22 protein-coding genes are annotated in these 24734 nt (G+C 64.6%); 13 read left to right on the forward strand and 9 right to left on the reverse strand.

The window, feature by feature from the left end:
• Positions 1-16: 16 nt before the first annotated feature.
• Positions 17-583 carry an ADP compounds hydrolase NudE gene (nudE, locus tag SFA35_RS24530; protein WP_320573631.1) on the reverse strand — a complete coding sequence of 189 codons (567 nt, stop codon included), beginning with the start codon at positions 581-583 and terminating at the stop codon, positions 17-19.
• Positions 584-673: 90 nt separating this feature from the next.
• Between nudE and yrfG the strand changes: the two genes are divergently transcribed.
• From yrfG to SFA35_RS24550, 4 genes are all read left to right on the forward strand, one after another.
• A complete protein-coding gene (gene yrfG, locus SFA35_RS24535; protein ID WP_320573633.1) occupies positions 674-1336 on the forward strand; it encodes a GMP/IMP nucleotidase in 663 nt (220 codons plus the stop codon).
• Between the two features lie 24 nt (positions 1337-1360).
• The gene (locus SFA35_RS24540; protein ID WP_320573635.1) at positions 1361-2245 is read left to right on the forward strand and encodes a LysR family transcriptional regulator; all 885 of its coding nucleotides are present in this window, start codon (positions 1361-1363) and stop codon (positions 2243-2245) included.
• A 109-nt stretch (positions 2246-2354) separates the two neighbouring features.
• Positions 2355-3191 carry a formate dehydrogenase accessory sulfurtransferase FdhD gene (fdhD, locus tag SFA35_RS24545; RefSeq protein WP_320579210.1) on the forward strand — a complete coding sequence of 279 codons (837 nt, stop codon included), beginning with the start codon at positions 2355-2357 and terminating at the stop codon, positions 3189-3191.
• Entirely contained in the window at positions 3188-5524 is a 2337-nt protein-coding gene (locus SFA35_RS24550; protein ID WP_320573638.1) for an FdhF/YdeP family oxidoreductase, read from the forward strand. Before fdhD ends, SFA35_RS24550 begins: the two co-directional genes overlap by 4 nt.
• A 35-nt stretch (positions 5525-5559) precedes the next feature.
• Here SFA35_RS24550 and SFA35_RS24555 read toward each other — a convergent pair whose 3' ends face one another.
• The gene (locus tag SFA35_RS24555) at positions 5560-5988 is read right to left on the reverse strand and encodes a thioesterase family protein (protein WP_320573640.1); all 429 of its coding nucleotides are present in this window, start codon (positions 5986-5988) and stop codon (positions 5560-5562) included.
• 120 nt (positions 5989-6108) lie between these two features.
• Between SFA35_RS24555 and SFA35_RS24560 the strand changes: the two genes are divergently transcribed.
• Together SFA35_RS24560 and SFA35_RS24565 are read left to right on the forward strand one after the other, a co-directional pair.
• Complete coding sequence (locus SFA35_RS24560) at positions 6109-7155, forward strand: S8 family peptidase (RefSeq protein WP_320573643.1); 1047 nt, start codon at positions 6109-6111, stop codon at positions 7153-7155.
• A gap of 98 nt (positions 7156-7253) precedes the next feature.
• A complete protein-coding gene (locus SFA35_RS24565; protein WP_320573644.1) occupies positions 7254-7991 on the forward strand; it encodes a hypothetical protein in 738 nt (245 codons plus the stop codon).
• Between the two features lie 52 nt (positions 7992-8043).
• On the opposite strand, the gene SFA35_RS24570 is transcribed toward SFA35_RS24565, so the two are convergent.
• Positions 8044-9588 carry a phosphoenolpyruvate carboxykinase gene (locus tag SFA35_RS24570; protein ID WP_320573645.1) on the reverse strand — a complete coding sequence of 515 codons (1545 nt, stop codon included), beginning with the start codon at positions 9586-9588 and terminating at the stop codon, positions 8044-8046.
• Between the two features lie 179 nt (positions 9589-9767).
• On the reverse strand, positions 9768-10670 hold the full coding sequence (hslO, locus tag SFA35_RS24575; RefSeq protein WP_320573647.1) for an Hsp33 family molecular chaperone HslO: 903 nt from the start codon (positions 10668-10670) through the stop codon (positions 9768-9770).
• A 104-nt stretch (positions 10671-10774) separates the two neighbouring features.
• Here hslO and SFA35_RS24580 point away from each other — a divergent pair, with 104 nt between their 5' ends.
• Positions 10775-11575, forward strand: a complete 801-nt coding sequence (locus tag SFA35_RS24580) for a phosphatase PAP2 family protein (RefSeq protein ID WP_320573648.1) — start codon at positions 10775-10777, stop codon at positions 11573-11575.
• A gap of 16 nt (positions 11576-11591) precedes the next feature.
• On the opposite strand, the gene SFA35_RS24585 is transcribed toward SFA35_RS24580, so the two are convergent.
• A complete protein-coding gene (locus SFA35_RS24585) occupies positions 11592-11999 on the reverse strand; it encodes an RNA-binding S4 domain-containing protein (protein WP_320573649.1) in 408 nt (135 codons plus the stop codon).
• Between the two features lie 143 nt (positions 12000-12142).
• Here SFA35_RS24585 and SFA35_RS24590 point away from each other — a divergent pair, with 143 nt between their 5' ends.
• Together SFA35_RS24590 and rimK are read left to right on the forward strand one after the other, a co-directional pair.
• The gene (locus SFA35_RS24590) at positions 12143-12625 is read left to right on the forward strand and encodes an ATP-dependent zinc protease (protein ID WP_320573650.1); all 483 of its coding nucleotides are present in this window, start codon (positions 12143-12145) and stop codon (positions 12623-12625) included.
• Positions 12622-13527, forward strand: a complete 906-nt coding sequence (gene rimK / locus SFA35_RS24595; RefSeq protein ID WP_320573651.1) for a 30S ribosomal protein S6--L-glutamate ligase — start codon at positions 12622-12624, stop codon at positions 13525-13527. The genes SFA35_RS24590 and rimK overlap by 4 nt, the downstream gene beginning before the upstream one ends.
• Positions 13528-13550: 23 nt before the next feature.
• Here rimK and SFA35_RS24600 read toward each other — a convergent pair whose 3' ends face one another.
• Positions 13551-14864, reverse strand: coding sequence for an ATP-binding protein (locus SFA35_RS24600; protein ID WP_320573653.1), 1314 nt, complete (start codon positions 14862-14864; stop codon positions 13551-13553).
• A 147-nt stretch (positions 14865-15011) separates the two neighbouring features.
• Complete coding sequence (gene ompR, locus SFA35_RS24605; protein ID WP_320573655.1) at positions 15012-15758, reverse strand: two-component system response regulator OmpR; 747 nt, start codon at positions 15756-15758, stop codon at positions 15012-15014.
• Between the two features lie 236 nt (positions 15759-15994).
• Here ompR and SFA35_RS24610 point away from each other — a divergent pair, with 236 nt between their 5' ends.
• From SFA35_RS24610 to gshA, 3 genes are all read left to right on the forward strand, one after another.
• Complete coding sequence (locus SFA35_RS24610; protein WP_320573657.1) at positions 15995-18313, forward strand: Tex family protein; 2319 nt, start codon at positions 15995-15997, stop codon at positions 18311-18313.
• Positions 18313-18699 carry a PaaI family thioesterase gene (locus SFA35_RS24615; RefSeq protein WP_320573660.1) on the forward strand — a complete coding sequence of 129 codons (387 nt, stop codon included), beginning with the start codon at positions 18313-18315 and terminating at the stop codon, positions 18697-18699. Before SFA35_RS24610 ends, SFA35_RS24615 begins: the two co-directional genes overlap by 1 nt.
• A 200-nt stretch (positions 18700-18899) precedes the next feature.
• Positions 18900-20483 (forward strand): glutamate--cysteine ligase, encoded by a 1584-nt coding sequence (gene gshA / locus SFA35_RS24620; protein ID WP_320573662.1) that lies wholly within the window; start codon positions 18900-18902, stop codon positions 20481-20483.
• A gap of 98 nt (positions 20484-20581) precedes the next feature.
• Here gshA and argA read toward each other — a convergent pair whose 3' ends face one another.
• Positions 20582-21880, reverse strand: coding sequence for an amino-acid N-acetyltransferase (gene argA, locus SFA35_RS24625; RefSeq protein WP_320579212.1), 1299 nt, complete (start codon positions 21878-21880; stop codon positions 20582-20584).
• Between the two features lie 132 nt (positions 21881-22012).
• Positions 22013-23167 (reverse strand): acetylornithine deacetylase, encoded by a 1155-nt coding sequence (gene argE, locus SFA35_RS24630; RefSeq protein WP_320573664.1) that lies wholly within the window; start codon positions 23165-23167, stop codon positions 22013-22015.
• Between the two features lie 138 nt (positions 23168-23305).
• Between argE and SFA35_RS24635 the strand changes: the two genes are divergently transcribed.
• A complete protein-coding gene (locus tag SFA35_RS24635; protein ID WP_320573666.1) occupies positions 23306-24673 on the forward strand; it encodes an inorganic triphosphatase in 1368 nt (455 codons plus the stop codon).
• Positions 24674-24734: the final 61 nt, after the last annotated feature.

Here is a 24734-nt window from a genome sequence, read left to right on the forward strand (position 1 = left end):
GCTCATGACACACTCCTCATGACACAAACAGTCCGCGCTCGGTCAACAGATCGCGGGCCAGGTACAGCGCCGCCAGGGCGCGGCCTTCGGAAAACTGCGGGTGCTGGGCAAGGCTGGACAGCTCGCGCAGGCTGACCCGGTCGACCCGCATGGGCTCCGGTTCATCCCCCTCAAGACGCTCTTCGTAGAGGTCGGTGGCCAGCACCACCTGGATCTTCTGGCTCATGTAGCCCGGCGACAGCGACAACTCGGTGAGGTGCTCGAGCTGGCGCGCGCCAAACCCGGCCTCTTCCTTGAGCTCGCGGTTGGCGGCCGCCAGCACGTCTTCACCCGGCTCGATCAGGCCCTTGGGCAGGGACAGCTCGTAGGCGTCGGTGCCGCCGCAGTACTCTTCGATCAGCACCGCGTGCTCGGCGTCGAGCATCGCCACGATCATCACCGCACCATAGCCATTGCCGCGTCCGACCAGGCGTTCGTAGGTCCGCTCCACACCATTGGAAAAGCGCAGCTGCACCTCCTCGACCCGGAACAGACGGCTATTGGCAACGATCTCGCGGGCGAGAACGGTAGGTTTCTGGCGCATAAGCAGCTCCTTGGCGTGAACGGGTTACTATACCTTGGCTGGCGCCGTTGGATGCCATCGTCGTCCGTTCACCTTTTGAGAATCTTTAGTATGCCTCTTATACCCTGGAGCGATATCGACACCGTGCTGCTGGACATGGACGGTACCCTGCTCGACCTGCACTACGACAACCATTTCTGGATGGAACACCTGCCCCAGCGCTACGCCGAGGTGCACGGCACCAGCCTGGCCCTGGCGCAGATGGAGCTGCAGCCGATTTTCAAGAACAACGCCGGCACCCTCAACTGGTACTGCCTGGACTTCTGGAGCCGCGAACTGAACCTGTCGATTCGCGAGATCAAGCGTGAAACCGCCCACTTGATCGCCCTGCGTCCGGACGCCGACACCTTCCTGGCCGCCATCCAGCGCGCCGGCAAGCGGGTGATCATGATCACCAACGCGCACCGCGATTCGCTGTCGCTCAAGCTCGAACGCATCGAGCTGGCGCCCTACTTCGAGCGCATGATCAGTTCCCACGACTACGGCTACCCCAAGGAGCACCCGCAGTTCTGGGAGGCCCTGCGCGAGGACACCGGGTTCGAGCCGGCGCGCAGCCTGTTCATCGACGACACCCTGCCGATCCTGCGCAGCGCCCAGCGCTACGGCATCGGCCACCTGCTGGCGGTACACGAACCGGACAGCCGCAAGGGCCCCAAGGACACCGAAGAATTCGCCGCCGTGGTCGATTACCGCGACCTCATCCAGGGCCTTTAGCCCACCGCCGGTCAGGAAGCCGCCATGGACATCAAGCAACTGAAATTCCTCATCGCCCTGGACGAGACTCGCCACTTCGGCCAGGCGGCGGCGCGCTGCAACATCACCCAGCCGACCCTGTCGATGCGCCTGCGCAACCTGGAGGAGGAATTGCAGCTGCCGCTGGTCAACCGTGGCCAGCGCTTCGAGGGCTTCACTGCGCCCGGCGAGCGCGTGCTGGCCTGGGCGCGCACGGTGCTGGCGGCCTACGACGGCCTGCAGGCTGAAGCGGCGGCGTGCCGCGGTAACCTGGTCGGCACCCTGCGCCTGGGCGTGGTACCGCTGTCGAGCTTCGACCCGCTGCCGCTGCTGCGCAAGTTGCATGAACTGCACCCCAACCTGACGTTCGAGCTGAGCTCCTTGAGCTCCGAGCAGATTCTCGAGCAACTGGCGAGCAACCGTATCGACCTGGGCGTGTCCTTTCTCGACCGCCTCGACGCCGAGCGCTTCGACACCCTGGCCCTGGAGGACACGCGCATGGGCCTGCTGTTCGACCAGCGCTTCTTCGAATTCGGCGAGCAACCGCTGAGCTGGCCGGCGCTGGTCGAGCTGCCACTGGCGATGCTCACCGTGGGCATGCACTTTCGCCAGTCCATCGACCACAACTTTCACAGCCGCGGCCTGCATCCCAGACCACTGCTGCAAACCGATGCGGTGCACCAGTTGCTGCAGGCGGTGCATGGCGGCCTGTGCTGCGCCATCATGCCGTTGGACGGCAATCATGCAGCCATCACTGAGCACCTGCGCCTGCAACCCATCGAACAGGCCCATACCTTGGCGCCGCTGGGTCTGATCATGCGCCGACAGGCGCCACGATCGGCACTTGCCGAGGCGTGCTTTGCCCTGCAACAGCAGTGGCAGACGCCTTGATCGACGCCATCTATCAGCGTATCGGAACAAGCGATTAGACGTGGCTGGCGCGCCGGCCTAGGCTTAAGGCTCGAGTAACTGCCGGTATTGCGTGATGAACGCCAAGCTCATGCACCAGACCCCGGCAGGAGCAGTGCCCGCTCCAGCGCCCACCGCGCCTGCCGCCAGCCAGACGTATAGCTACAGCCATCTTGCCGACAACCTTACGGACAGCACCGCGCTGGCCGAAGAAGTGGCGTTGGCGATCGCCTACAACGGCATCAGCCAGGCGGTGATGCTGGTCAGCCCCACCGACCTTGAAGATTTCATCGTCGGCTTCAGCATCGCCAGCGGCATCATCGCCAGCGTCGACGAGATCTACGACATCAAGCTCAGCGGCTGCGGTTCGGCGCAACAGGCCGAGGTCGAGATCGCCAGCCGCGCCTTCTGGAACCTCAAGGATCAGCGCCGGCAGATGGCCGGCACCAGCGGTTGCGGCCTGTGCGGCGTCGAGGCGGTGGAGCAGGCATTGCCCGAGCTGGCCGCCCTGCAACCGGCGCCGCTGCCGCCGATTCGCTGGCTGCAGGGCTTGCGCCAGCGCATCGGCGACTTTCAGCCGCTGGGTCGGCACTGCGGTGCGGTGCACGCCGCGCTGTTCATGAACGACCAGGGCGAGCTGCTGCTGGGCCGCGAAGACATCGGCCGGCACAACGCCCTCGACAAACTGATCGGCGCGCTGATCCGCCAGGACATCGCCACCGCCGGCGGCCTGGCCGTGGTCACCAGCCGCTGCAGCCTGGAGCTGATCCAGAAGGTCCTGCGCGCTGGCATCCATACCCTGGTCAGCCTTTCGGCCCCCACCGGCCTGGCCCTGCAATGGGCGCGCCGGCACAACCTCAACCTCATTCATCTGCCGCAACACAGCGAGCCGCGGGTGTATAGCCCTGCGATGGAGAACCAAGCGTGAGCAACCATAATCAAGCCGACAAGACCCCGACGCCACGCTACAAGCCCTACAAAGGCGCCGCCGGTGGCTGGGGCGCGCTGATCAGCGTGACCCAGGCGTGGCTGACCAGCGACAACGCGCTGAAGAACATCCGCACCATGCTCAAGACCAACCAGAATGGCGGCTTCGACTGCCCGGGCTGCGCCTGGGGCGACTCGCCTGAAAGCGGCATGGTCAAATTCTGCGAAAACGGCGCCAAGGCGGTCAACTGGGAAGCCACCAAGCGCCGGGTTGATGCCGCTTTCTTCGCCAAGCACAGCGTCACCGCGCTGCTGGAGCAGAGCGACTACTGGCTGGAGTATCAGGGCCGCCTGACCGAACCGATGGTCTACGACGCCGTCAGCGACCGCTACCAGCCGATCAGCTGGGACAACGCCTTCAAGCTGATCGCCCGCCACCTGACCAGCCTGACCACTCCCGACCAGGCCGAGTTCTACACCTCGGGCCGCGCCAGCAACGAAGCAGCCTATCTGTACCAGCTGTTCGTGCGCGCCTACGGCACCAACAACTTTCCCGACTGCTCGAACATGTGCCACGAAGCCAGTGGCGTAGCGCTGTCGCAGAGCGTCGGCGTGGGCAAGGGCACCGTCACCTTCGACGACTTCGAGCACGCCGATGCCATCTTCGTCTGGGGCCAGAACCCTGGCACCAACCACCCGCGCATGCTTGAACCGCTGCGCGAGGCGGTGCAGCGCGGAGCCCAGGTGGTGTGCATCAACCCCTTGAAGGAACGCGGCCTGGAACGCTTCCAGCATCCGCAACACCCGATCGAGATGCTCACCAACGGCGACCGTCCGACCAATACCGCGTATTTCCGCCCAGCCTTGGGCGGCGACATGGCGATGATGCGCGGCATGGCCAAGTTCCTCCTGCAGTGGGAGCGCGAAGCCCAGGCCCAGCAGGCGCCGTCGGTGTTCGACCACGACTTCCTCAACGAGCACACCGGTGGCGTGCTCGACTACCTCGCTTCGATCGACGACACGCCTTGGGAACAGATCGTCGAGCAGTCCGGCCTGCCAATGGGCGAGATCGAACTGGCCGCGAAGATGTACCTCAAGGCCAACAACGTGATCATGTGCTGGGCCATGGGCATCACCCAGCACCGCCACTCGGTGGCAACCATTCAGGAAATCGCCAACCTGATGCTGCTGCGCGGCAATATCGGCCGCCCGGGCGCCGGCCTGTGCCCGGTGCGTGGCCACAGTAACGTGCAGGGCGACCGCACCATGGGCATCAACGAACGCCCGCCGGTGTTCCTGCTCGACGCGCTGGAAAAACGCTTCCAGTTCAAGGTGCCGCGCAGCAACGGCCACAACGTGGTCGAGGCCATTCACGCCATGCTCGACGGCCGCGCCAAGGTGTTCATCGGGCTGGGCGGCAACTTCGCCCAGGCCACTCCGGACAGCCCTCGTACCGCCGAGGCCCTGCGCAACTGCGCCCTGACCGTGCAGATCAGCACCAAGCTCAACCGAAGCCATCTGATGCACGGCAAGGACGCGCTGATTCTGCCGTGTCTGGGCCGCACCGACATCGACCTGCAGGCCGAGGGCCCCCAGGCCGTCACCGTGGAAGACTCCTTCAGCATGGTCCACGCCTCCAACGGCCAGCTGCAGCCGCTGTCGCGGGAAATGCGCTCGGAGCCGGCGATCATCGCGGGCATCGCCGCTGCCACCCTAGGCAACCACCCGGTGGACTGGAACTGGCTGATCGCCGATTACCGGCGCATCCGCGACCTGATCGCCGACACCCTGCCCGGCTTCAAGGACTTCAACCAGCGCCTGGAGCACCCGGGCGGCTTCTACCTGGGCAACAGCGCCGCCGAACGTCGCTGGAACACCGCCAGCGCGCGAGCCAACTTCAAGGCCAACCTGCTGCCGATGGACCTGGTCAACGAACGCGTGCGCGCCACCGGCCAGGTACCGGACCTGATCCTGCAGTCGATGCGTTCCCACGACCAGTACAACACCACCATCTACGGCCTGGACGATCGCTACCGCGGCGTGCGCGGTCAGCGTGAGGTGGTGTTCGTCAACGAGGCGGACATCATTCGCCTGGGCTTTCAGCCCGGGCAGAAGGCCGACCTGATCGCTATCTGGGATGACGGCCGTGAGCGCCGGGTCAACGGCTTCACCTTGCTGGCTTTCGACATCCCGGCCGGCCAGGCAGCAGCCTACTACCCGGAGGTCAACCCATTGGTGCCGCTGGAGAGCGTCGGTGCCGGCAGCCATACGCCGACCTCGAAGTTCGTGGCAATCCGGTTGGAGAGGTCAGCGCAGTCCAATCGGATTGCCTGACGGCAACCCGCCTTGCGACCCTTGGGGCCTGTGCGCTAGGCCAGCTGTTGCAACGCCTCGCGCAAGCCTTGAGGGATCACCACCGGTTGATTCGACGCCCGGTCCACAAACACGTGGACCAGGCGCCCGGCCGCGCAGGGCTCATCCTCCCCTACCTTGAACAGCGCCAGTTCGTACTGCACCGAACTGTTGCCCAGCTTGCCGACGCGCAGCCCGACCTCGATACGCGCGGGAAAGGCCACCGAGGCGAAGTAGTCGCACGCCGAACTGACGACAAAGCCCACCACAGCGCCGTCGTGGATATCCAGGCCGCCGTGCTCGATCAGATAAGTGTTAACGGCTGTGTCGAAGAAGCTGTAATAAGTGACGTTATTGACGTGCCCGTAGATGTCGTTGTCGTGCCAGCGCAAGGTGATCGGCTGAAAATGCCGGTATTGCTGGCGCTGCGGGGTCGATTCGGTCATGGCGGGCTCGGCTGGGGATGGAAAAACGCCATCCTCTCATCAGCTTTTGCAACACTCAAATTCGGACAACGCGCCTGGCAGGCGACATAGTGGACCTTCATGTCACTCATGGAGGTTGCCATGCCGCATTCGTTTCTTGTTACCGGGGCGTTCAGTGGTTCGGCGGACTATAACGCCACTGCGCCGGTGGATCCTCGCTACGTGCAATTCGAGACAGCCGAATACCGGGCATTGCCTGCATTGAGCGTGGTCAAGGCGGCCGCGTTGTACGCTCGCGGCGGCACGGGTGAAGGCCAGATAGTGGCGGTCATCGACTCGGGACTCAATCGCGACCTGCCGGAGTTCAAGGGCCGCTTGGCGGATCCGGGCTACGACCATGTCACCCAACAGCCAGGCGTTGCCGATAGACACGGCCATGGCACGCAAATGGCCGGCATCATCGCCGCCAACAAGGACGGCAAGGGCATGCACGGCATTGCCTACAATGCACGGTTGATCCCCATGCGTTTTGGTGACGACAACCAGCCGTTCTTTTTCGATGAGCAAATCGCCGAATCCTGGCAATACGCCTTCGAGCGTGGCGCTTCCGTGTTGAGTAATTCGTGGGCCAATTCCATACCGGCAACGCAGATTACCGAGAAGCGATACAACCAGGTGATGCCGGCTTCCCTGGCCGCAGCCCGCAAGCTGGTCGACGAAGGCGCCGTGCTGGTATTCCCCACCGGCAACGAACTGCGCCGCGAGCCACTGGCCGAAGCTGGGCTGCCGCTGGCTGTGCCTGAGCTGGAGGCGGGTTGGCTGGCTGTCGTAGCGGTCGACAGCAGCGGCCGGGCCATCAACACCAACGCCAACTATTGCGGCGTGGCAACGCGCTGGTGCATCGCCGCGCCCGGCGGCGACTCCGGGGCAGGCCACGGCTTGCTGACCACCTACAAGGATGGCGAATATGGCGAGACAGCAGGCACCTCACCCGCCGTAGCGCTGGTGGCCGGGGCGCTCGCCGCCCTGCAGAGCCGTTACCCGCAGATGACTCCACAGCAGGTCCGCCAGCTACTGCTCGACAGCGCCGATCGCAGCGGCGTGTATGCCAACAGTGAGGCGTACGGGCGTGGCCTGATGGACCTGGAGCGCGCCTCAAGGGCCAGGCCGACGCTCGTCGTCAAGTGAGTGGAGGGATCTAGTCAAGTCCTTGCCGAGGGTTTAACCTCCCCAGCGCGCTCAAAGTGCCATCGCACACTTGCAGCTGAGCGCTGGAGGAAAGGACCATGCTGGAACCCAAGGACGAAGGCGTCACCCACATTCAAAAGCCGCGCCCCGGCGAGTTCGACGTCGTGCTCAGCAGCCATCCCTCGCGTGCCGCACAGCCCCAGGCTGGCGGCGCCGGGCGTGGCCGACTGTTGATCTATGTCGCTGTGCTCGGCCTGGCGGCATGGCTGCTAGCGCCGCAACTGTTCACCTCGAAGCCCGCTGCCAGCACCCCCGCCCCGGTGGCCGCCGCCAGCGAGGCCGAGCCGGCGGAGCCGGCGCCCGCGCCGGTTGCGCAGCCGGTGGCGCAGCGCATCGATATTTCGCTGCCCGACCCGCAGCCGGCCGTGGCCGCGCCTGCGCCGAGCCCGGCGCCCAAGCCGTTGTTGACTACTCCGACCAACATGGTGTCGGCCCAGTACATGGCCGATTACAAGTCCGGCGCCAATCGCCCGGTCAACACTCGGCACAAGACCTGGCTGATCGCCAGCGCGACCATTCGCGAATGGGATGGCCGCAATGCCTACCGGGCGCAGTGGCGAATCAGCGACAACGTCATCGACAATGCCAGCGTCTGCGCCAACTTCTACCAGGGCTCGGTGGAGCGCCGCGAATGCCGGCGCGCGGCGCAGGTGTACTTCCGCGAGCAGTGCAAGGACTGGGGCCGCCGGGTCGAGAAGAACAACGACGAGGAGGCCAAGACGGCGCAGTCGCGTTATTGCTCGGCCACCAAGTCGTTCAGCCCCGACGAAGGCTGACCCAGCCACAAAAAAACCGCCCGAAGGCGGTTTTTTTGTGTCGCAGCTCAGCTTACAACTGAGGGCCGGCGGCCTTGATCGCGTCGCTCACCTCGAACTTCTTGAAGTTCTCGATGAACAGCGAGGCCAGGCCTTTGGCCGCCTCGTCGTAGGCTGCCTTGTCGGCCCAGGTATTGCGCGGGTTGAGCAGGCCGGTGTCGACGCCTGGAACCTGCTTGGGCACGTCCAGGTTGATGGTGGCCAGGTGCTCGGTTTCGGCACCGATCAACGCCCCGCTTTGGATCGCAGCGATCACGCCACGGGTGGTCGGGATGTTGAAGCGCTTGCCGACGCCATAGCCACCGCCGGTCCAGCCGGTGTTGACCAGGTACACCTTGGAGTCGAAACCACGGATACGCTTGATCAGCAGCTCGGCGTATTCCCCGGCCGGGCGCGGGAAGAACGGCGCGCCAAAGCAGGTGGAGAAGGTCGACTTGATGCCGCTGCCCGAGCCCATTTCGGTGGAGCCGACCAGCGCGGTGTAGCCGGACAGGAAGTGGTAGGCGGCCTGCTCTTCGCTGAGGATCGACACCGGTGGCAGCACGCCCGTCAGGTCGCAGGTCAGGAAAATCACCGCGTTCGGCTCGCCACCGAGGTTCAGCGGTGCGCGCTTCTCGATCAGCTCGCGCGGGTAGGCGGCGCGGCTGTTCTGGGTCAGGCTGTCATCGGTGTAGTCCGGCAGACGGGTTTCCGGGTGCAGCACGACGTTTTCCAGCACGGCGCCGAACTGGATGGCTTTCCAGATCACCGGCTCGTTCTTCTCGGTCAGGTCGATGCACTTGGCATAGCAACCGCCTTCGATGTTGAACACCACACCCACGCCCCAGCCGTGCTCGTCGTCACCGATCAGGTAACGGCTTTCATCAGCCGACAGGGTGGTCTTGCCGGTGCCCGACAGGCCGAAGAACAGGGTGACGTCGCCGTCTTCGCCCATGTTGGCGGCGCAGTGCATCGGCAGCACGTCGACCGCTGGCAGCAGGAAGTTCTGCACCGAAAACATGGCTTTCTTCATTTCACCGGCGTAACGCATGCCGGCGATCAGGACCTTTTTGGCCGCGAAGTTGATGATCACGGTGCCGTCGGAATTGGTGCCGTCACGCTCGGGTTCGCAGACGAACCACGGGGCGTTCATCACCTGCCATTCCTGCTTGGAGGACGGGTTGTACTGCGCCGGGTTGATGAACAGGCAGCGGCCGAACAGGTTGTGCCAGGCCGTTTCGGTGGTCATCTTGACCGGCAGGTAGTGGGCTTCGTCGGAGCCGACATGAACATGGGAAACGAAGCGTTCACGCTCACCCAGGTAGGCCGCCACACGGTCCCAAAGCGCGTCGAACTTGTCGGCCGGAAACTTGCGGTTGATCGGGCCCCAAGACACGGTGTCCTGAGTGGTAGCGTCTTCGACGATAAAGCGATCGACCGGCGAGCGGCCGGTGCGGTGGCCTGTCCTGACGACCAGCGAGCCATTGGCGGCGAGCTCGCCCTCACCACGACGGATGGCTTCTTCCACCAGTTGAGCGGTGCTGATGTCGGTGTACACGGCGTTATTGGCTTGCGTCATGAGGTTCCCCGTAGGCCTGTGGCCGAGTGCTCCAAACGTTTTGTAGTAGACCAGCAAAACCTACTACAGCGGTAAAAGTGGCCGGATTATGCCTAGGAATGGGCCTTTCGAGAAGGCCCCTCCTGCTGAAACGTCGTTAATCCGGCGCAGCTTGATTCACTTGGCAGTGCTAAAACCTTTCAGTGACGGGTATCTGACGGCGAATCTACGCCCGCGCCAGCGAAAAGCTGTGCCACGTCGGTGCTGTCGAACAGGTAACGCTGGTTGCAGAACTGGCAATCGATTTCCACGGTACCGCCGTGTTCCGCCAGCAATTGCTCGGCATCCTCATGGCCCAGGCTGATCAGCGCGCGCGCCGAACGCTCGCGCGAGCAGCTGCAACGAAATCGCAGCGGCTGCACGTCGAAGACCCGTAGCGGGTCTTCGTGGTACAGGCGATGCAGCACGGTTTCGTTGTCCAGGCCCAGTAACTCCTCGGTTTTCAGCGTATGCGCCAGCGCAGTGATGTGCTGCCAGCTGGCGTCGCGCTCTTCATCGTCTTTCTGCAGCTCGCGGGGCAGCTGCTGCAGGAGCAGGCCGCGAGCACGGGTGCCGTCGGCGCGCAACCAGAAGCGCGTGCCCAACTGCTCGGACAAGGCGAAATAATTGGAGAAACACTCCGACAGGTCAACCCCGTCCAGGGCGACGATGCCCTGGTAGCGCTGGCCGTTGGTCGGATCGATGGTCATCGCCAGCGTGCCCTCGGGCATCAGCTCAGGCAGCCCGGCGCCAGCGTCGATGCGCTCGGCGTCGAAACGTGCCAGGCCGCGGATCTCGCGCTCGCTGGAGCACTCGATCATCAGCAGCGGAACCGGGCCCTCGGAGCGCGCCTGAAGGATCAGCAGGCCGTCAAACTTGAGGGTGCCCACCAGCAAGGCTGCCGCCGCCATGAACTCGCCCAGCAGCTGCGCGACGGGTTCGGGGTACGCGTGTTTGGCCAGGACCTCGGCATAGCTGTGCTCGAGGGCGACCAGCTCGCCGCGCACGTCGCTCTCGTCGAACATGAAACGCTGGGTGAAATCGGTGTCTGGCAAATCGTGCATAGTGTGGGTATCTGATATAGATGACAAAAGGATGGCAAGCGCCTATAAAGCGCGTCTCTGCACCTCAAGTGGGGTGCAAAAGGTAAAGAACCAAGGGGTATCTTATGAACAAACCCGAACTGTTCCAAGCAAGGTGGAACGTCCGCGGCCTGGTAATTTGTAATTTAATCCCGATCGCGCTTTTGTGTTTCTGGTTATGGCCGGTCGGCAACGCTTTGTGCACAGCATTCGACGAATGGTTCTTTCACCTGCTCAACCAGCCGTTGGCGACCAATAGCGCCTGGCGTCACATCTGGGCGGTGGGCAGCGTACGACCGTTCGACCTGATCGTCGGCATCATCATGTTATGCCTGCTGCTGCGCGGCGACTGGGTGTTCAAGGCCAGCGAAGTGCGACCAGCCATCCTCGGCTTCGTTGCCATCCTGGTGCTGATGGTGATCATCCGTACCGTGTTCGAGAAGATCTGCGACCCGCTGGGCTTGCAGCACGACAGCATTTCCATCGTGCTGGGCGACAAGGCGGTGCACCTGAGCGACTACTTCCCGCATCTGGACAAGCGTCTGCAGATCAAGGACTCGTCCAACCAGAGCTTCCCGGGCGACCACGCTTCTGTGCTGTTGATCTGGGCGCTGTTCATGAGCATGTTCATGCGCACCGCTGGCCAGTGGCTCCTGGTGTGGGCCTTGACCTTCCTGTTCATGATGCCGCGCCTGGTGGCCGGTGCCCACTGGGGCCAGGACGATTACATCGGCGCGGTGTTCCTCTCGCTGCTGGGCCTGGGCTGGGGCTACTTTACCCCCTTCGCCGCCGTGGCCAGCAGCTGGCTGCTGCGTCTGACCGAGCCGCTGTTTCGCTTGGCACGGCATGTCCCTCTGGTCCGGCGCATGAGTGTCATCAGCGGCTGACGCACCCGCGCGGCGATCAGACGTCCCGGGCTCGGCCCTGGAAGTCGAACAGCTGGCGGCGCTGTTTCTTGGTCGGTTTGCCGTCGGTTTCGACGCCGAGCGCGCCGGCCTTGCGTTGTGCGGCGGCCTGCTCGCGGCGCGCCAGGCTCTGCTCGGTCTCGGCGTACAGCGTCTGCGCCTCAGGGGCGCCGCGGCGCACGATCGACAGGGCCTGAACCACCACGGTGCGCTCGTCGAAACCGGCGCGGATCTGCAATTCGTCCCCCACTCGTGGCTCCTTGCTCGGCTTGCAACGCTCGCCACGGCAGTGCACCTTGCCGCTTTCGATGGCCGCCTTGGCCAGGGCGCGAGTCTTGTAGAAGCGCGCCGCCCACAGCCACTTGTCGAGGCGAACCTTGTCGTCTTCCAATTCTTTTTGCGCCAACGTGCTGCTCCGCTAAAAAATTTAATGAAACTTTACTACCCTAGCCGCCGGATGCAACCACCGTCGGTTCCGGCTAGAGTGCCTGAAGAGCGCACCTGCGTAACCCGCTGCCCCATTTCCCATTTGACCGCCGGCTGATCCATTTGAAGACATTTGACCATTTGACCGTAATCGGCCTGCGCGAGTGGGTGGCGCTTCCCGAACTGGGCGTTGCCGGCCTGCGGGCCAAGATCGACACCGGCGCCAGCACTTCCAGCCTGCACGCCACGGACATCGAACTGTTCGAGCGCGACGGCCAGGAGTGGGTGCGGTTCACCGCCCACCTGGGCACCGTCGTGCAACTGCGCCATCGGCGCTGCGAAGCACCGCTGGTGGCCATGAAAACCATCAAGAGCTCCAACGGCCACTCGGAAATTCGCTACGTGATCAGCACGACTCTCGCGCTCGGTGATCTGAGCTGGAGAGTCCAGTTCACCCTTGCGTCACGCAAGGCCATGCGTTACCGCCTGCTGCTGGGCTCCAAGGCCTTGATCGACGGCCACCTGGTGGTCAACCCGGGTCTCAAATACGTTCAGGACAAGCCGGTGTTTCCGGTCACTACTTCCTCCTCCACAGGTGTTGCATGAGAATCGCTGTGCTGTCGCGTAACCCGCGTCTGTATTCCACCCGTCGTCTGGTAGAGGCTGGTACCGAGCGTGGCCATGAAATGGTGGTCATCGACACCCTGCGCGCCTACATGAACATCGCCAGCCACAAGCCGCAGATCCATTACCGCGGCAAGCCCCTGGGGCCGTTCGACGCCGTCATCCCGCGCATTGGCGCCTCGGTCACGTTCTATGGCTGTGCGGTGCTGCGCCAGTTCGAGATGATGGGCGTGTTCCCGCTCAACGAGTCGGTGGCGATCGCCCGCTCGCGCGACAAGCTGCGCTCGCTGCAACTGCTGTCACGGCGCGGCATCGGCCTGCCGGTCACCGGCTTCGCTCACTCGCCGGACGACATTCCCGATCTGATCCAGATGGTCAACGGCGCGCCGCTGGTGATCAAGGTGCTCGAGGGCACCCAGGGCATTGGCGTGGTGCTGTGCGAAACCACCAAGGCGGCGGAATCGGTGATCGAGGCGTTCATGGGCCTCAAGCAGGACATCATGGTCCAGGAGTACATCCAGGAGGCCGGCGGCGCCGACATCCGTTGCTTCGTGGTGGGCGACAAGGTCATCGCCTCGATGAAGCGTCAGGCCAAGCCCGGCGAGTTCCGCTCCAATCTGCACCGTGGCGGCAGCGCCAGCCTGATCAAGATCACCCCCGAGGAGCGCATGACCGCCATTCGCGCCGCCAAGGTGATGGGCTTGAGCGTGGCCGGGGTCGACATCCTGCGTTCCAACCATGGCCCGCTGGTGATGGAGGTCAACTCCTCGCCGGGGCTCGAGGGCATCGAGGTCACCACCGGCAAGGATGTCGCTGGCATGATCATCGAATACCTGGAGAAAAATGGCGGCCCGAACCTGGCGCGAACCAAGGGCAAAGGCTGATTCAGCGCGATCGCGGGGTGCCCTCAAACCGCATCGCGCGGCAGCATCAGCCCCAGCGGCAGGCGCACCCGCGCCTCCAGCCCACCCCCTGCGCGGTTGCGCAGCTCGACGTTGCCGCCGTGCATGGCGGCAATCCGCTTGACGATCGCCAGCCCCAAACCCGTGCCCTTGCCGGTGCGCGCCTTGTCGCCTCGAATGAACGGGTCGAAGATGCCAGCCAGCTCGGCGGGGTCGATACCATTGCCTCGGTCCAGCACACTGAGCACCACATAGGGTGCGTTGGCATCGCCGGACACGCAGGCTGCCACTTCGACGTCGCTGCCGGCGTGATACAGGGCATTGCCGATCAGGTTGTTGAGCAGGCGCTTGATCCCCACGCGGCGCAACGGGAACGGCGGGATCGGCGCCAGATTGAGCCTGACGCGCTGCTCCGGCTGGTTGAACGGCAGGACGGTGTCGCGCACCAGCTCGCTGAGGTCGACGTCGGTGATGGCCTCATCCCGACCGTCGCGGATGAAGGCGAGAAACTGATCGAGGATGGCGTCCATGTCTTCGATATCGCGGACCATGTCGTCGGTCAGGTCGTTGTCGCTGGGCATCAGCTCCAATGACAGGCGCAGGCGAGTCAGCGGCGTTCGCAGGTCGTGGGAAACACCGGCCAGCATCAGCTCGCGCTCGCGCCCGGCCTGCTCGACGTCCTCGGCCATCTGGTTGAACGCCTTGTATACCTCGGCCATCTCGCTGGGGGTGTCGCTGATGGGCAGCCGCACGCTGCGCCCCTGGCCCAGTTGCCGGGCGGCGAACACCAGGCGCTTGAGCGGCTGGTTGAGCTGGCGCACGAAGATCCAGGCCGACGCAGTGGACAACAGGCCGATGGCCAGGAACCAGCCAAGCACGCTCCAGATCTTCTGCCCGCGCAACGGGTGCGGGTACAACGGCACCTTCAGCCAGCCCGGGCCCAGGCTGGGCGCCTGTACCCACAACGCCGGCGGGGCGTGGACGCGCAGGCGCACCTCGGTGTCCTCGCCCAGCTCGGCCTGCATCTGTCGCTGGTAGATCTCGCTGTAGGGCCAATGTTGCTCCCCTTCCGGCACGCCGACGCCAATGACGCGGATCAGCCCGGCGGCGTCGGCGATCCTGCCGCGGTTCTCTTCATCGGCGGCCCAATAGGCGCGCAGGGTCAACGCCACCCCGTGGCTGTACTGGCGGTCGACCAGCACGTCCTCGTTCATCAGCAGGTACACCAGGGTCAGTGCCTTGGAGAACAGCACGACGATGAGCACCAGCCACAGGGTGCGGGAGAAGAAACTTTGCGGGAACCAGACAGGGGTTTTCATAAAGGACAGCCACAGGGTCTGCGGGAGCGAGGTTTTCCCGCTATCTTGCCCGCAAATTTGCCCACAATCTCGCCCGCAATCATGGCGCAACGAGCGCTGCGGGCGGGACGTTGCCGGGCCGCCTGACACGCCCCGGCAAGGTCATGCTTACTTGCCCGCATTACCATCCGGCACGAACACATAGCCCACGCCCCAGACCGTCTGGATATAGCGGGGTTTGGAAGGGTCGGGTTCGATCATGCGCCGCAGGCGGGAAATCTGTACGTCGATGGAGCGCTCCAGGGCGTCCCACTCACGACCACGGGCCAGGTTCATCAGCTTGTCGCGGGTCAGCGGTTCGCGGGCATGCATCACCAGCGCCTTGAGCACGGCGAATTCGCCAGTGGTGAGCATGTGCACCTTGTCGCCACGCTTGAGCTCGCGGGTCGCCAGCGACAGCTCGTAGTCGCCGAAATTGACCAGCTCGTCTTCGGAGCCCGGCGCGCCGGGTACCGTCGGCGACTGGCGGCGCAGCACTGCTTTAACCCGGGCCAGCAGCTCGTTGGGGTTGAAGGGCTTGGCCAGGTAGTCGTCGGCGCCCAGCTCGAGGCCTTCGATGCGGGCCATTTCATCGCCCTTGGCGGTGAGCATGATGATCGGTATGCGGTTGTTGGCAGCACGCAGGCGCGCGCAGGCCGACATGCCGTCCTCGCCAGGCAGCATCACGTCCAGCACGACCAGGTTGAAGACTTCACGCGCCAGCAGGCGATCCATCTGCTCGGCGTTGGGGACCGCACGGGCGCGGTAACCCTTGGTGGTAAAGAATCGCTCCAGCAGGTTGGCGATGCCCGGATCGTCGTCGACGATGAGGATCTTGTCGCCTTCGGCGGTTAGTGCAGTGCTTGTGCTGCTCATGGCTGGCTCCTTTAAGCTCGGCGCGTATTATGGCCTAGCCATCGACCGCCGTATTGAGTGCATTGTTAGCAGATTTTTCCTGGAACGCCATGAAAGCAATTATTCAAGGCCCAGGCCCAATCCCCCCTCGCGCGGCTCGCCGGGTATAATGCGCCGCCCTTGCGTCAGGCAACTTCCAGGGGTCGCCGGTCAGCCACGGCCGCCGGCCCTGCATTCACTTTTGCTCAGGTGGTTTTATGGAAAGCATCAACAGCCGCATCGCCGAAGAACTCGGCGTCCGCCCACAACAGGTCGAAGCGGCCGTCGCGCTATTGGATGAAGGCTCGACCGTGCCGTTCATCGCCCGTTACCGCAAGGAAGTCACCGGCAGCCTTGACGACACCCAGCTGCGTCACCTGGAAGAGCGCCTGCGCTACCTGCGCGAACTGGACGAGCGCCGCCTGAGCATCCTCGCCAGCATCGAGGAGCAGGGCAAGCTGACCCCTGAACTGGCCCGCGAAATCAAACTAGCCGACACCAAGACGCGCCTCGAAGACCTTTACCTGCCGTACAAGCAGAAGCGCCGCACCAAGGGCCAGATCGCCCTCGAAGCCGGCCTCGGCGAACTCGCCGACGGCCTGTTCGCCGACCCTGGCCTGAACCCCGAAGCCGAAGCGGCGCGCTTCGTCGACGCCGAAAAAGGCGTGGCCGATGCCAAGGCGGCCCTCGAGGGCGCCAAGTACATCCTCATGGAACGCTTCGCCGAAGATGCTGGCCTGCTGAGCAAGCTGCGCGGCTTCCTGCATCAGGAAAGCGTGCTGACCGCACGGGTGGTGCCGGGCAAGGAAGAGGAAGGGGCGAAGTTTCGCGATTACTTCGAGCACGACGAGCCGCTCAAGAGCATGCCGTCGCACCGCGCCCTGGCGATTTTCCGCGGGCGCAACGAGGGCATTCTCAGCTCCACGCTGAAGGTCGGCGAAGAGCTGCCGGGCACCCTGCACCCGTGCGAGATGATGATCGGCGAGCATTTCGGTGTGAAAAACCAGAACCGTCCCGCCGACAAGTGGCTGGGCGAGGTGGTGCGCTGGACCTGGAAAGTCAAGCTCTACACCCATTTGGAGACGGACCTGCTGAGCGAACTGCGCGATGGCGCCGAAACCGAAGCCATCAACGTTTTCGCCCACAACCTGCACGACCTGCTGCTGGCCGCGCCGGCCGGCCCCCGCGCGACCCTGGGCCTGGACCCGGGCCTGCGCACCGGCTGCAAGGTCGCCGTGGTGGACAGCACCGGCAAGCTGCTGGACTACGCCACGGTCTACCCCCACGTGCCGAAGAACCAGTGGGACCAGACCATCGCCGTGCTGGCCGCGCTGTGCGCCAAGCACGCGGTCGATCTGATCGCCATCGGCAACGGCACCGCCAGCCGCGAGACCGACAAGCTGGCCGCCGAGCTGATCAAGAAATACCCGGGCCTGAAAATGACCAAGGTCATGGTCTCCGAGGCGGGTGCCTCGGTGTACTCGGCTTCGGAGTTGGCGGCCAAGGAATTCCCGGACCTCGACGTGTCGATCCGCGGCGCCGTGTCGATCGCTCGCCGCCTGCAGGACCCGCTGGCCGAGCTGGTGAAGATCGACCCCAAATCCATCGGCGTCGGCCAGTACCAGCATGACGTTTCCCAGCTCAAGCTGGCGCGCGGCCTCGACGCAGTGGTGGAAGACTGCGTGAACGCCGTGGGCGTCGACGTCAACACCGCCTCGGTGGCCCTGCTGGCGCGCATCTCCGGGCTCAACAGCACGCTGGCGCAGAACATCGTCGCGCACCGTGACGAACACGGCGCCTTCAAGACCCGCGCCGCCCTGAAGAAAGTGCCACGCCTGGGTGAAAAGACCTTCGAGCAGGCTGCCGGCTTCCTGCGCGTGATGAACGGCGACAACCCGCTGGACGCCTCCGCCGTGCACCCGGAAGCCTACCCGCTGGTGCAGTCGATCGCCCGCCAGACTGACCGTGATATCCGCTCGCTGATCGGCGACAGCAGCTTCCTCAAGCGCCTGGACCCGAAGAAATTCACCGACGAAACCTTCGGCCTGCCGACCGTCACCGACATTCTCCAGGAGCTCGACAAGCCGGGCCGCGACCCGCGTCCGGAGTTCAAGACCGCCGAGTTCCAGGAAGGCGTCGAAGACCTCAAGGACCTGCAGCCGGGGATGATCCTCGAAGGCGTGGTGACCAACGTGACCAACTTCGGAGCATTTGTCGACATCGGCGTGCATCAGGACGGCCTGGTGCATATCTCCGCGTTGTCGGAGAAGTTCATCAAGGACCCGCGCGAAGCGGTCAAGGCTGGCGATGTGGTCAAGGTCAAGGTCATGGAAGTGGACATCCCGCGCAAGCGCGTCGGCCTGTCCATGCGCATGGGCGACACCCCCGGCGAGAAGGTCGACGGTGCCCGCGGCTCGCGCCCCGGCTCGGCCCAGCGTCCGCCAGCGGCGGCGTCCAAACCCAGGGAAACTCCGGCGCCGGCCAACAACGCCATGGCCTCGCTGTTCGCCAACGCCAAGCAACTGAAGAAGCGCTGATGGACTTCACCGAAGAGCAGGTGATGAGCGCCTACAGTCGCACCCTGGGCTGCCGGGTGCTGCGCCTGGACGAAGCCGGAGTGGCCGAGGTCAGCCTGACGCTCGAACCGCATCTGCGCAACCGCCTGGGCAAGATGCACGGCGGCGCCATCTTCAGCCTGGTGGACACCGCCATGGGCCTGGCCTGCTCGGCCAGCCATGGCTTCGACCAGCAAAGCGTGACGGTGGAGTGCAAGATCAACTACATGCGGGCCATCAGCGAGGGCGACGCGCTGTGCGTCGCCACGGTGCTGCATGCCGGCCGGCGCACGCTGGTGGTCGAAGCCGACGTGCGCCAGGACGGCAAGCTGATTGCCAAGGCGCAAGGGACCTTCGCCGTACTCTAGTGACCGCCAAGTGTTTCTAAGGTAATTTCGGCATTGTGTATGCGGTGCCGGAATCTCCAGCGCGCAGCGTGGCCCAAGGTTGTAGCTACGGGCTGCTTTGATCGTGACCAGGCGACCACGCCGGTTCCTTTTGTCTTCACCCTTGCAGACCGTCATTTCCACCCCCATATCGGGGCGACTGACGCGTGAAGGAATCCAACTTGAGCGAACTTCTCAACCGCCGCCTGGCTTTGCTCGGCGAGCCTGCCAACCTCTCCCTGCTTGCCCAGTGCCTGCATGGTATAGAGCGTGAATGCCTGCGCGTCACCGAGGCAGGGCGGCTGGCGCAAACCCCGCACCCCGAGGCCCTGGGGTCGGCGCTGACCCACGAACTGATCACCACCGACTATTCCGAGTCCCTGCTGGAGTTCATCACTCCGGCGTTGACCGACCCGGCCGCGACCCTGGCCCAGCTGGAAACCATCCACCGCTTCGCCTACAGCAAACTGGGCAGCGAATATCTGTGGAGCCCCTCGATGCCGTGCCCGCTGCCGGCCGAGGAAGACATCCCGATCGCCTACTATGGCACCTCGAACATCGGCCGCCTCAAGTACGTCTATCGCCAGGGCCTGGCGCTGCGCTACGGCCGTACCATGCAGTGCATCGCCGGCATCCACTACAACTTCTCGCTGCCGGAACGGGTCTGGCCCCTGCTCAAGGCCGCCGAGGGCAGCCAGCAGGACGACCGCGACTATCAATCGTCGGCCTACATCGCGTTGATCCGCAATTTCCGTCGTTACAGCTGGCTGCTGATGTACCTGTTCGGCGCCTCGCCGGCGCTGGACGCAGGCTTCCTGCGTGGCCAGGCGCACCAGCTCGAGCAGCTGGACCCCGACACCCTGTACCTGCCCTACGCTACCAGCCTGCGCATGAGCGACCTGGGCTACCAGAGCAATGCCCAGGCCGGCCTGACACCCTGCTACGACGGCCTGGCCAGCTACACCGACAGCCTGCGCAAGGCGGTAGCCACGCCGTATGCGCCCTATGTCGAAGTGGGCACGCACAAGGATGGCGAGTGGGTGCAACTGAACACCAACATCCTGCAGATCGAAAACGAGTACTACTCCAACATCCGCCCCAAGCGCGTGACCTATACCGGCGAGCGGCCGATCCAGGCGCTGATGGCCCGTGGCGTGCAGTACGTGGAAGTGCGCTGCCTGGACATCAACCCGTTCATGCCGGTGGGTATCGACCTGACCGAGTCGCGCTTCATCGATGCCTTCCTGCTGTTCTGCGCGCTGGAAGACAGCCCGCAGCTGCCACCTGGCGAATGCGGCGGCAGTGCCGTCAACTTCCTCAGCGTGGTCAAGGAAGGCCGGCGCCCGGGCCTGACCCTGAACCGCGACGGCCAGCCGGTGGAGCTCAAGGCCTGGGCCACCGAACTGCTCGAGCGTATCGCTCCGCTGGCCGACCTGCTCGATCGCAGCCAGGACGGCGAAAGCCACGCCCAGGCCCTGGCCGCCCAGCGCGCCAAGGTCGCCGACCCGTCGCTGACGCCCTCGGCCCAGGTGCTGGCGAGCATGGCCCAGCACAAGGAAAGCTTCGCCCAGTTCTCCCTGCGCCAGAGCAAGCTGCACGCCGAGCATTTCCGCGGGCAGGCCCTGAGCGTCGAGGAGCAGAGCCACTTCGAACAGCTGGCGCGCACCTCCATCGCCGCGCAGTCGGAACTGGAGCAGAACGAGGTAGGCGACTTCGACGTGTTCGTCGGCTCGTATCAGGCAAGCATTCTGGCGATCAGCAACTGATCGCCAGGGTCGCAACACGCTGATCTGTGAGGGGGCAAAGCCCCCGAGCGGCCATCAGGCCGGGTTTGATCCTGCTGAAGATCACCCGGCCGGGAGGATCAGATCGCCTTTTCGAAAATCTTCGAATTGCGCTGAAAGTTGTACAGCGAGGCGCGGGCTGCCGGCAGCCGCTCCACGCCGCTGGGAATGAACCCGCGTTCGCGGAACCAGTGCGCGGTACGCGTCGTCAGCACGAACAAGGTATTGAGCCCCTGCGCCCGCGCCCGCTCCTCGATGCGCTCGAGCAGCTCATCGCCGCGCCCGCCATGGCGGTACTCCGGGTTGACCGCCAGGCAGGCCAGCTCGCCGGCCTGCGAGTCGGCGATCGGGTACAGCGCCGCACAGGCGATGATCATGCCTTCGCGCTCGACCACGCTGAACTGGGTGATCTCGCGCTCCAGCACCTCGCGCGAGCGGCGCACCAGGATGCCCTGCTCTTCCAGCGGGCTGATCAGGTCGAGCAGGCCGCCGACGTCTTCGATGTTGGCTTCACGCAGCTGCTCGAACTGCTCCTGGGCCACCAGCGTGCCGCCACCGTTGCGGGTAAACAGCTCGGTCAGCAGCGCGCCGTTTTCGGCATAGCTGACGATGTGACTGCGCGGCACGCCATCACGGCAGGCCTGGGCAGCGGCATCCAGCAACTCGCCCTGGTAGTCGCTGCCCAAGCGTGCCAGATGGGCTGGCACCTGCTGCGGCCGCAATTCGCGCACCAGGTGACCATTGGCGTCGAGCAGCCCGGGTTCGGCACCGAACAGCAGCAGCTTGTCGGCCCCCAGGTCAATGGCCGCACGCGTGGCGACGTCCTCGCAGGCCAGGTTGAAAATTTCCCCGGTCGGCGAATAGCCAAGTGGCGACAGCAGCACGATGGAGCGCTCGTCGAGCAGGCGATTGATACCCTTGCGGTCGACGCGACGCACCTCGCCGGTGTGATGGTAATCCACGCCTTCGAGCACACCGATCGGCCGCGCCGTGACCAGGTTGCCGCTGGTGACTCGCAGGCGCGAGCCCTGCATGGGCGAGGACGCCATGTCCATCGACAGGCGCGCTTCGATGGCAATGCGCAGGTGGCCAACGGCGTCGATGACGCATTCCAGGGTCGCCGCATCGGTGATGCGCAGGCCATGGTGGTAGTGCGGCTGCAGGCCGCGGGCGGCCAGACGGCTTTCGATCTGCGGGCGCGAGCCGTGCACCAGTACCAGGCGCACGCCCAGGCTGTGCAGCAGCACCAGGTCGTGGACGATGTTGCCGAAGTTGGGGTGCTCGACCCCCTCGCCGGGCAGCATCACCACAAAGGTGCAATCACGGTGGGCATTGATGTAGGGAGACGCGTGGCGAAGCCAATTGACGTATTCGGGCATGAACGCAAAGCCTTGAATGGAGAACCTGTAGAAGATGGACGCAAACATGAAAACGCACCGTTGGCGTTATCGTCGTAACAGGTCTGGCAACACGCGCACGCTCCTCGTCATCACAGAAAAACAAACAGATGGTCAGGCACTGACCGGTGTCAGGCAGTAATGTTCGATCAGTTGCCTTAACAGACGCACTGTAGGCTGCAAACGTGACATTTCAAGATATTCCCCAGGCTGGTGGGCGCAGGCGATATCGCCGGGGCCCAGCACCAGGGTTTCGCAGCCGAGCTTCTGAAAATACGGCGCTTCGGTGCCAAAGGCCACCGCTTCGGCGCGATGCCCGGTGAGGCGTTCGGCGACCCGCACCAGCTCGGCGTCGGCGGCCTGCTCGAAGGGCGGCACCTCGCTGAACAGCGGCGCGTAGTCGATCTGCACCTGATGACGCTCGGCCAACGGCTGCAACTTCTCGCGGATCGCCGCGCGCAGCACCTGTGGGTCCATGCCCGGCAGCGGGCGCAGGTCGAACTCCATCGAGCACTGGCCGCAGATGCGGTTGGGGTTGTCGCCGCCATGGATACAGCCGAAGTTCAAGGTCGGCTGCGGCACGCTGAACTGCGGGTTGTTGTACTCGCGCTGCCACTGGCTGCGCAGCCCCATCAGTTCGCCGATGGCACTGTGCATGGCCTCCAGCGCGCTGTGGCCCAGGCTTGGATCGGAGGAATGGCCGCTGCGCCCGAGGATATCGATGCGCTCCATCATCACCCCCTTGTGCAGGCGGATCGGCTTGAGCCGGGTCGGCTCGCCGATCACCGCAGCGCGCCCAAGGGGCCGGCCGGCAGCCGCCAGGGCCTTGGCCCCGGACATCGAGCTTTCTTCGTCGCAGGTGGCCAGAATCAGCAGCGGCTGGCGGAACGGCTGGCCGACCAGCTCGCGCACGGCCTCGATCACCAGGGCGAAAAAGCCTTTCATGTCGCAACTGCCCAGGCCCACCCAGCGGCCGTCGATCTCCGTCAGCTTGAGCGGGTCGCTGTGCCACAGCTTGTCGTCGAACGGCACCGTGTCGCTGTGCCCGGCCAGCACCAGGCCACCTGGGCCGCTGCCATAGGTGGCGAGCAGGTTGAACTTGCCGGGCTTGACCGTCTGGATGTCACAGGCGAAACCCAGTTCGCTCAGCCAGCCGGCGAGCAGCTCGATGACTGCAGCGTTGGATTGGTCCAGGTCGGCTTGGGTGCAGCTGACCGAAGGCGCGGCGATCAGAGCGGCGAACTGGTCTTTGAGGCTCGGCAACGGCATGGCGGTTTTCCTCGGGCTTGGCCCATCATAGAGCCAATGAGCGGCGCGAAGAAACCGTCTGCCGCTGCGATGCGGCCAGTGTTGTACACTGCACGGCCTCAGCAGATACCTGCACCCCTATTTGTGATCCCCCCAGCCATGCAGAAAGAAACCGAAATCAAATTGCGCGTCAGCCGCGAAACCCTCGCCGCCCTGCGCGACCATCCGTTGTTGAAAAAACGCAACAAGAGTGGCTGGGAACGTCGCGAACTGTTCAACCAGTACTTCGACACCCCGGACCATGAGCTGGCCGCCGCCAAGGTTGCGCTGCGCTTGCGCCGGGACGGCGACGAGATCATCCAGACGCTCAAGACCAAGGGTCAGAGCGTTGCCGGGCTGTCCGAGCGCAACGAATATGACTGGCCGCTGGCCAAGGCCAAGCTGGACCTGAAGAAGCTCGACGGCGACTGCTGGCCCGAGCAGCTGGCCGAGCTCGACAAGAAAACCATCAAGCCGATGTTCACCACCGACTTCGTTCGCGAACGCGCAGAAATTGCCTGGGGCCGTGGCAAGGCCAAGGTCGTCATCGAAGCGGCGCTGGACCTGGGCAAGGTCATCGTTGGCAAGCAGTCCGAGGAAATCTGCGAGCTGGAGCTCGAGCTGCGCGAGGGCGAACCTGCTGCGCTGCTGGAGCTGGCCGCCGAACTTGCAGAAAAACTCGCTCTGATGCCCTGCGACATCAGCAAGGCCGAGCGCGGCTACCGCCTCAATGATCCGGGCAGTTACGCCCTCAGCCTGCCGGCACCTGCGCTGAGCGCCGAGATGCCGCTGGACGACGCCTTCACCGCGCTGGCCTGGCACCTGCTGGGCAGCAGCCAGCGCCTGGCCGAGCAGTATCGCTTCAACGGCCACTGGCGCCTGCTGGTGGAATGGGTCGAACAGCTCAGTGAGCTGCGAGCCCTGCTCGGCAGCCTCGGCCAGGCCGCGCCGCGCGCCAGCAGCCATGACCTGCGCCTGGCACTGGACGCCTTGCTGGAAGACTGGCGGCCGCTGGTGCAGTTCGGCCAGGATGAAGAAGACGTGCGCAAGGCCGCGCCCGAGCAGTTCGCCGAAGAGCTGCTGGACGTGCGCTGGGGCCAGTTCTCCCTGAGCCTGGCTCGCTGGCTGATGGCCCGCAGCTGGACCGAAGGGCGCAACACCCGTGGCAACCGCCAGGGTGCTGCGCTGCTGAGCAACTGGCTCAGCCACTTCCTTGGCGAAGAAGCCGCCGCCCTGCAGCTGTCGCGCTACCAGCAACAGCCCGAAGACCTTGCCGAGCAACTGCCGCGCATCGAGCGCCTGCTCGTCTGGCTGCACCACGCCCGTGGCGCCCTTGACCTGCCGGAACTGGACCGCCTGTTCGGCGAGCTGAACAAGCTGCGCGACCTGGCCGTGCAGGACATCAGCGACGAAGTACTGGAAGCCCGCGTGCAGCAGGCGCTGGTGGTGTTTCAGAGTCGCGCATGGAAACACGTGCTGCGTCGCTGAGGCGCCTCACAGCGCTGCGCAACCTGCAGCAACGATCTGCCCAGGCTGAACGCCAGCGCTT

This window comes from Pseudomonas sp. HR96, assembly GCF_034059295.1.
GTDB lineage: Bacteria > Pseudomonadota > Gammaproteobacteria > Pseudomonadales > Pseudomonadaceae > Aquipseudomonas.

What these genes read in the sequence shown, in the direction of transcription:
- nudE (WP_320573631.1), bottom strand. Translation starts at nt 583, where the DNA reads ATGCGCCAGAAACCTACCGTTCTCGCCCGCGAGATCGTTGCCAATAGC.
- yrfG (WP_320573633.1), top strand. Translation starts at nt 674, where the DNA reads ATGCCTCTTATACCCTGGAGCGATATCGACACCGTGCTGCTGGACATG.
- SFA35_RS24540 (WP_320573635.1), top strand. Translation starts at nt 1,361, where the DNA reads ATGGACATCAAGCAACTGAAATTCCTCATCGCCCTGGACGAGACTCGC.
- fdhD (WP_320579210.1), top strand. Translation starts at nt 2,355, where the DNA reads ATGCACCAGACCCCGGCAGGAGCAGTGCCCGCTCCAGCGCCCACCGCG.
- SFA35_RS24555 (WP_320573640.1), bottom strand. Translation starts at nt 5,988, where the DNA reads ATGACCGAATCGACCCCGCAGCGCCAGCAATACCGGCATTTTCAGCCG.
- SFA35_RS24560 (WP_320573643.1), top strand. Translation starts at nt 6,109, where the DNA reads ATGCCGCATTCGTTTCTTGTTACCGGGGCGTTCAGTGGTTCGGCGGAC.
- SFA35_RS24565 (WP_320573644.1), top strand. Translation starts at nt 7,254, where the DNA reads ATGCTGGAACCCAAGGACGAAGGCGTCACCCACATTCAAAAGCCGCGC.
- SFA35_RS24570 (WP_320573645.1), bottom strand. Translation starts at nt 9,588, where the DNA reads ATGACGCAAGCCAATAACGCCGTGTACACCGACATCAGCACCGCTCAA.
- hslO (WP_320573647.1), bottom strand. Translation starts at nt 10,670, where the DNA reads ATGCACGATTTGCCAGACACCGATTTCACCCAGCGTTTCATGTTCGAC.
- SFA35_RS24580 (WP_320573648.1), top strand. Translation starts at nt 10,775, where the DNA reads ATGAACAAACCCGAACTGTTCCAAGCAAGGTGGAACGTCCGCGGCCTG.
- rimK (WP_320573651.1), top strand. Translation starts at nt 12,622, where the DNA reads ATGAGAATCGCTGTGCTGTCGCGTAACCCGCGTCTGTATTCCACCCGT.
- SFA35_RS24600 (WP_320573653.1), bottom strand. Translation starts at nt 14,864, where the DNA reads ATGAAAACCCCTGTCTGGTTCCCGCAAAGTTTCTTCTCCCGCACCCTG.
- ompR (WP_320573655.1), bottom strand. Translation starts at nt 15,758, where the DNA reads ATGAGCAGCACAAGCACTGCACTAACCGCCGAAGGCGACAAGATCCTC.
- SFA35_RS24610 (WP_320573657.1), top strand. Translation starts at nt 15,995, where the DNA reads ATGGAAAGCATCAACAGCCGCATCGCCGAAGAACTCGGCGTCCGCCCA.
- SFA35_RS24615 (WP_320573660.1), top strand. Translation starts at nt 18,313, where the DNA reads ATGGACTTCACCGAAGAGCAGGTGATGAGCGCCTACAGTCGCACCCTG.
- argA (WP_320579212.1), bottom strand. Translation starts at nt 21,880, where the DNA reads ATGCCCGAATACGTCAATTGGCTTCGCCACGCGTCTCCCTACATCAAT.
- argE (WP_320573664.1), bottom strand. Translation starts at nt 23,167, where the DNA reads ATGCCGTTGCCGAGCCTCAAAGACCAGTTCGCCGCTCTGATCGCCGCG.
- SFA35_RS24635 (WP_320573666.1), top strand. Translation starts at nt 23,306, where the DNA reads ATGCAGAAAGAAACCGAAATCAAATTGCGCGTCAGCCGCGAAACCCTC.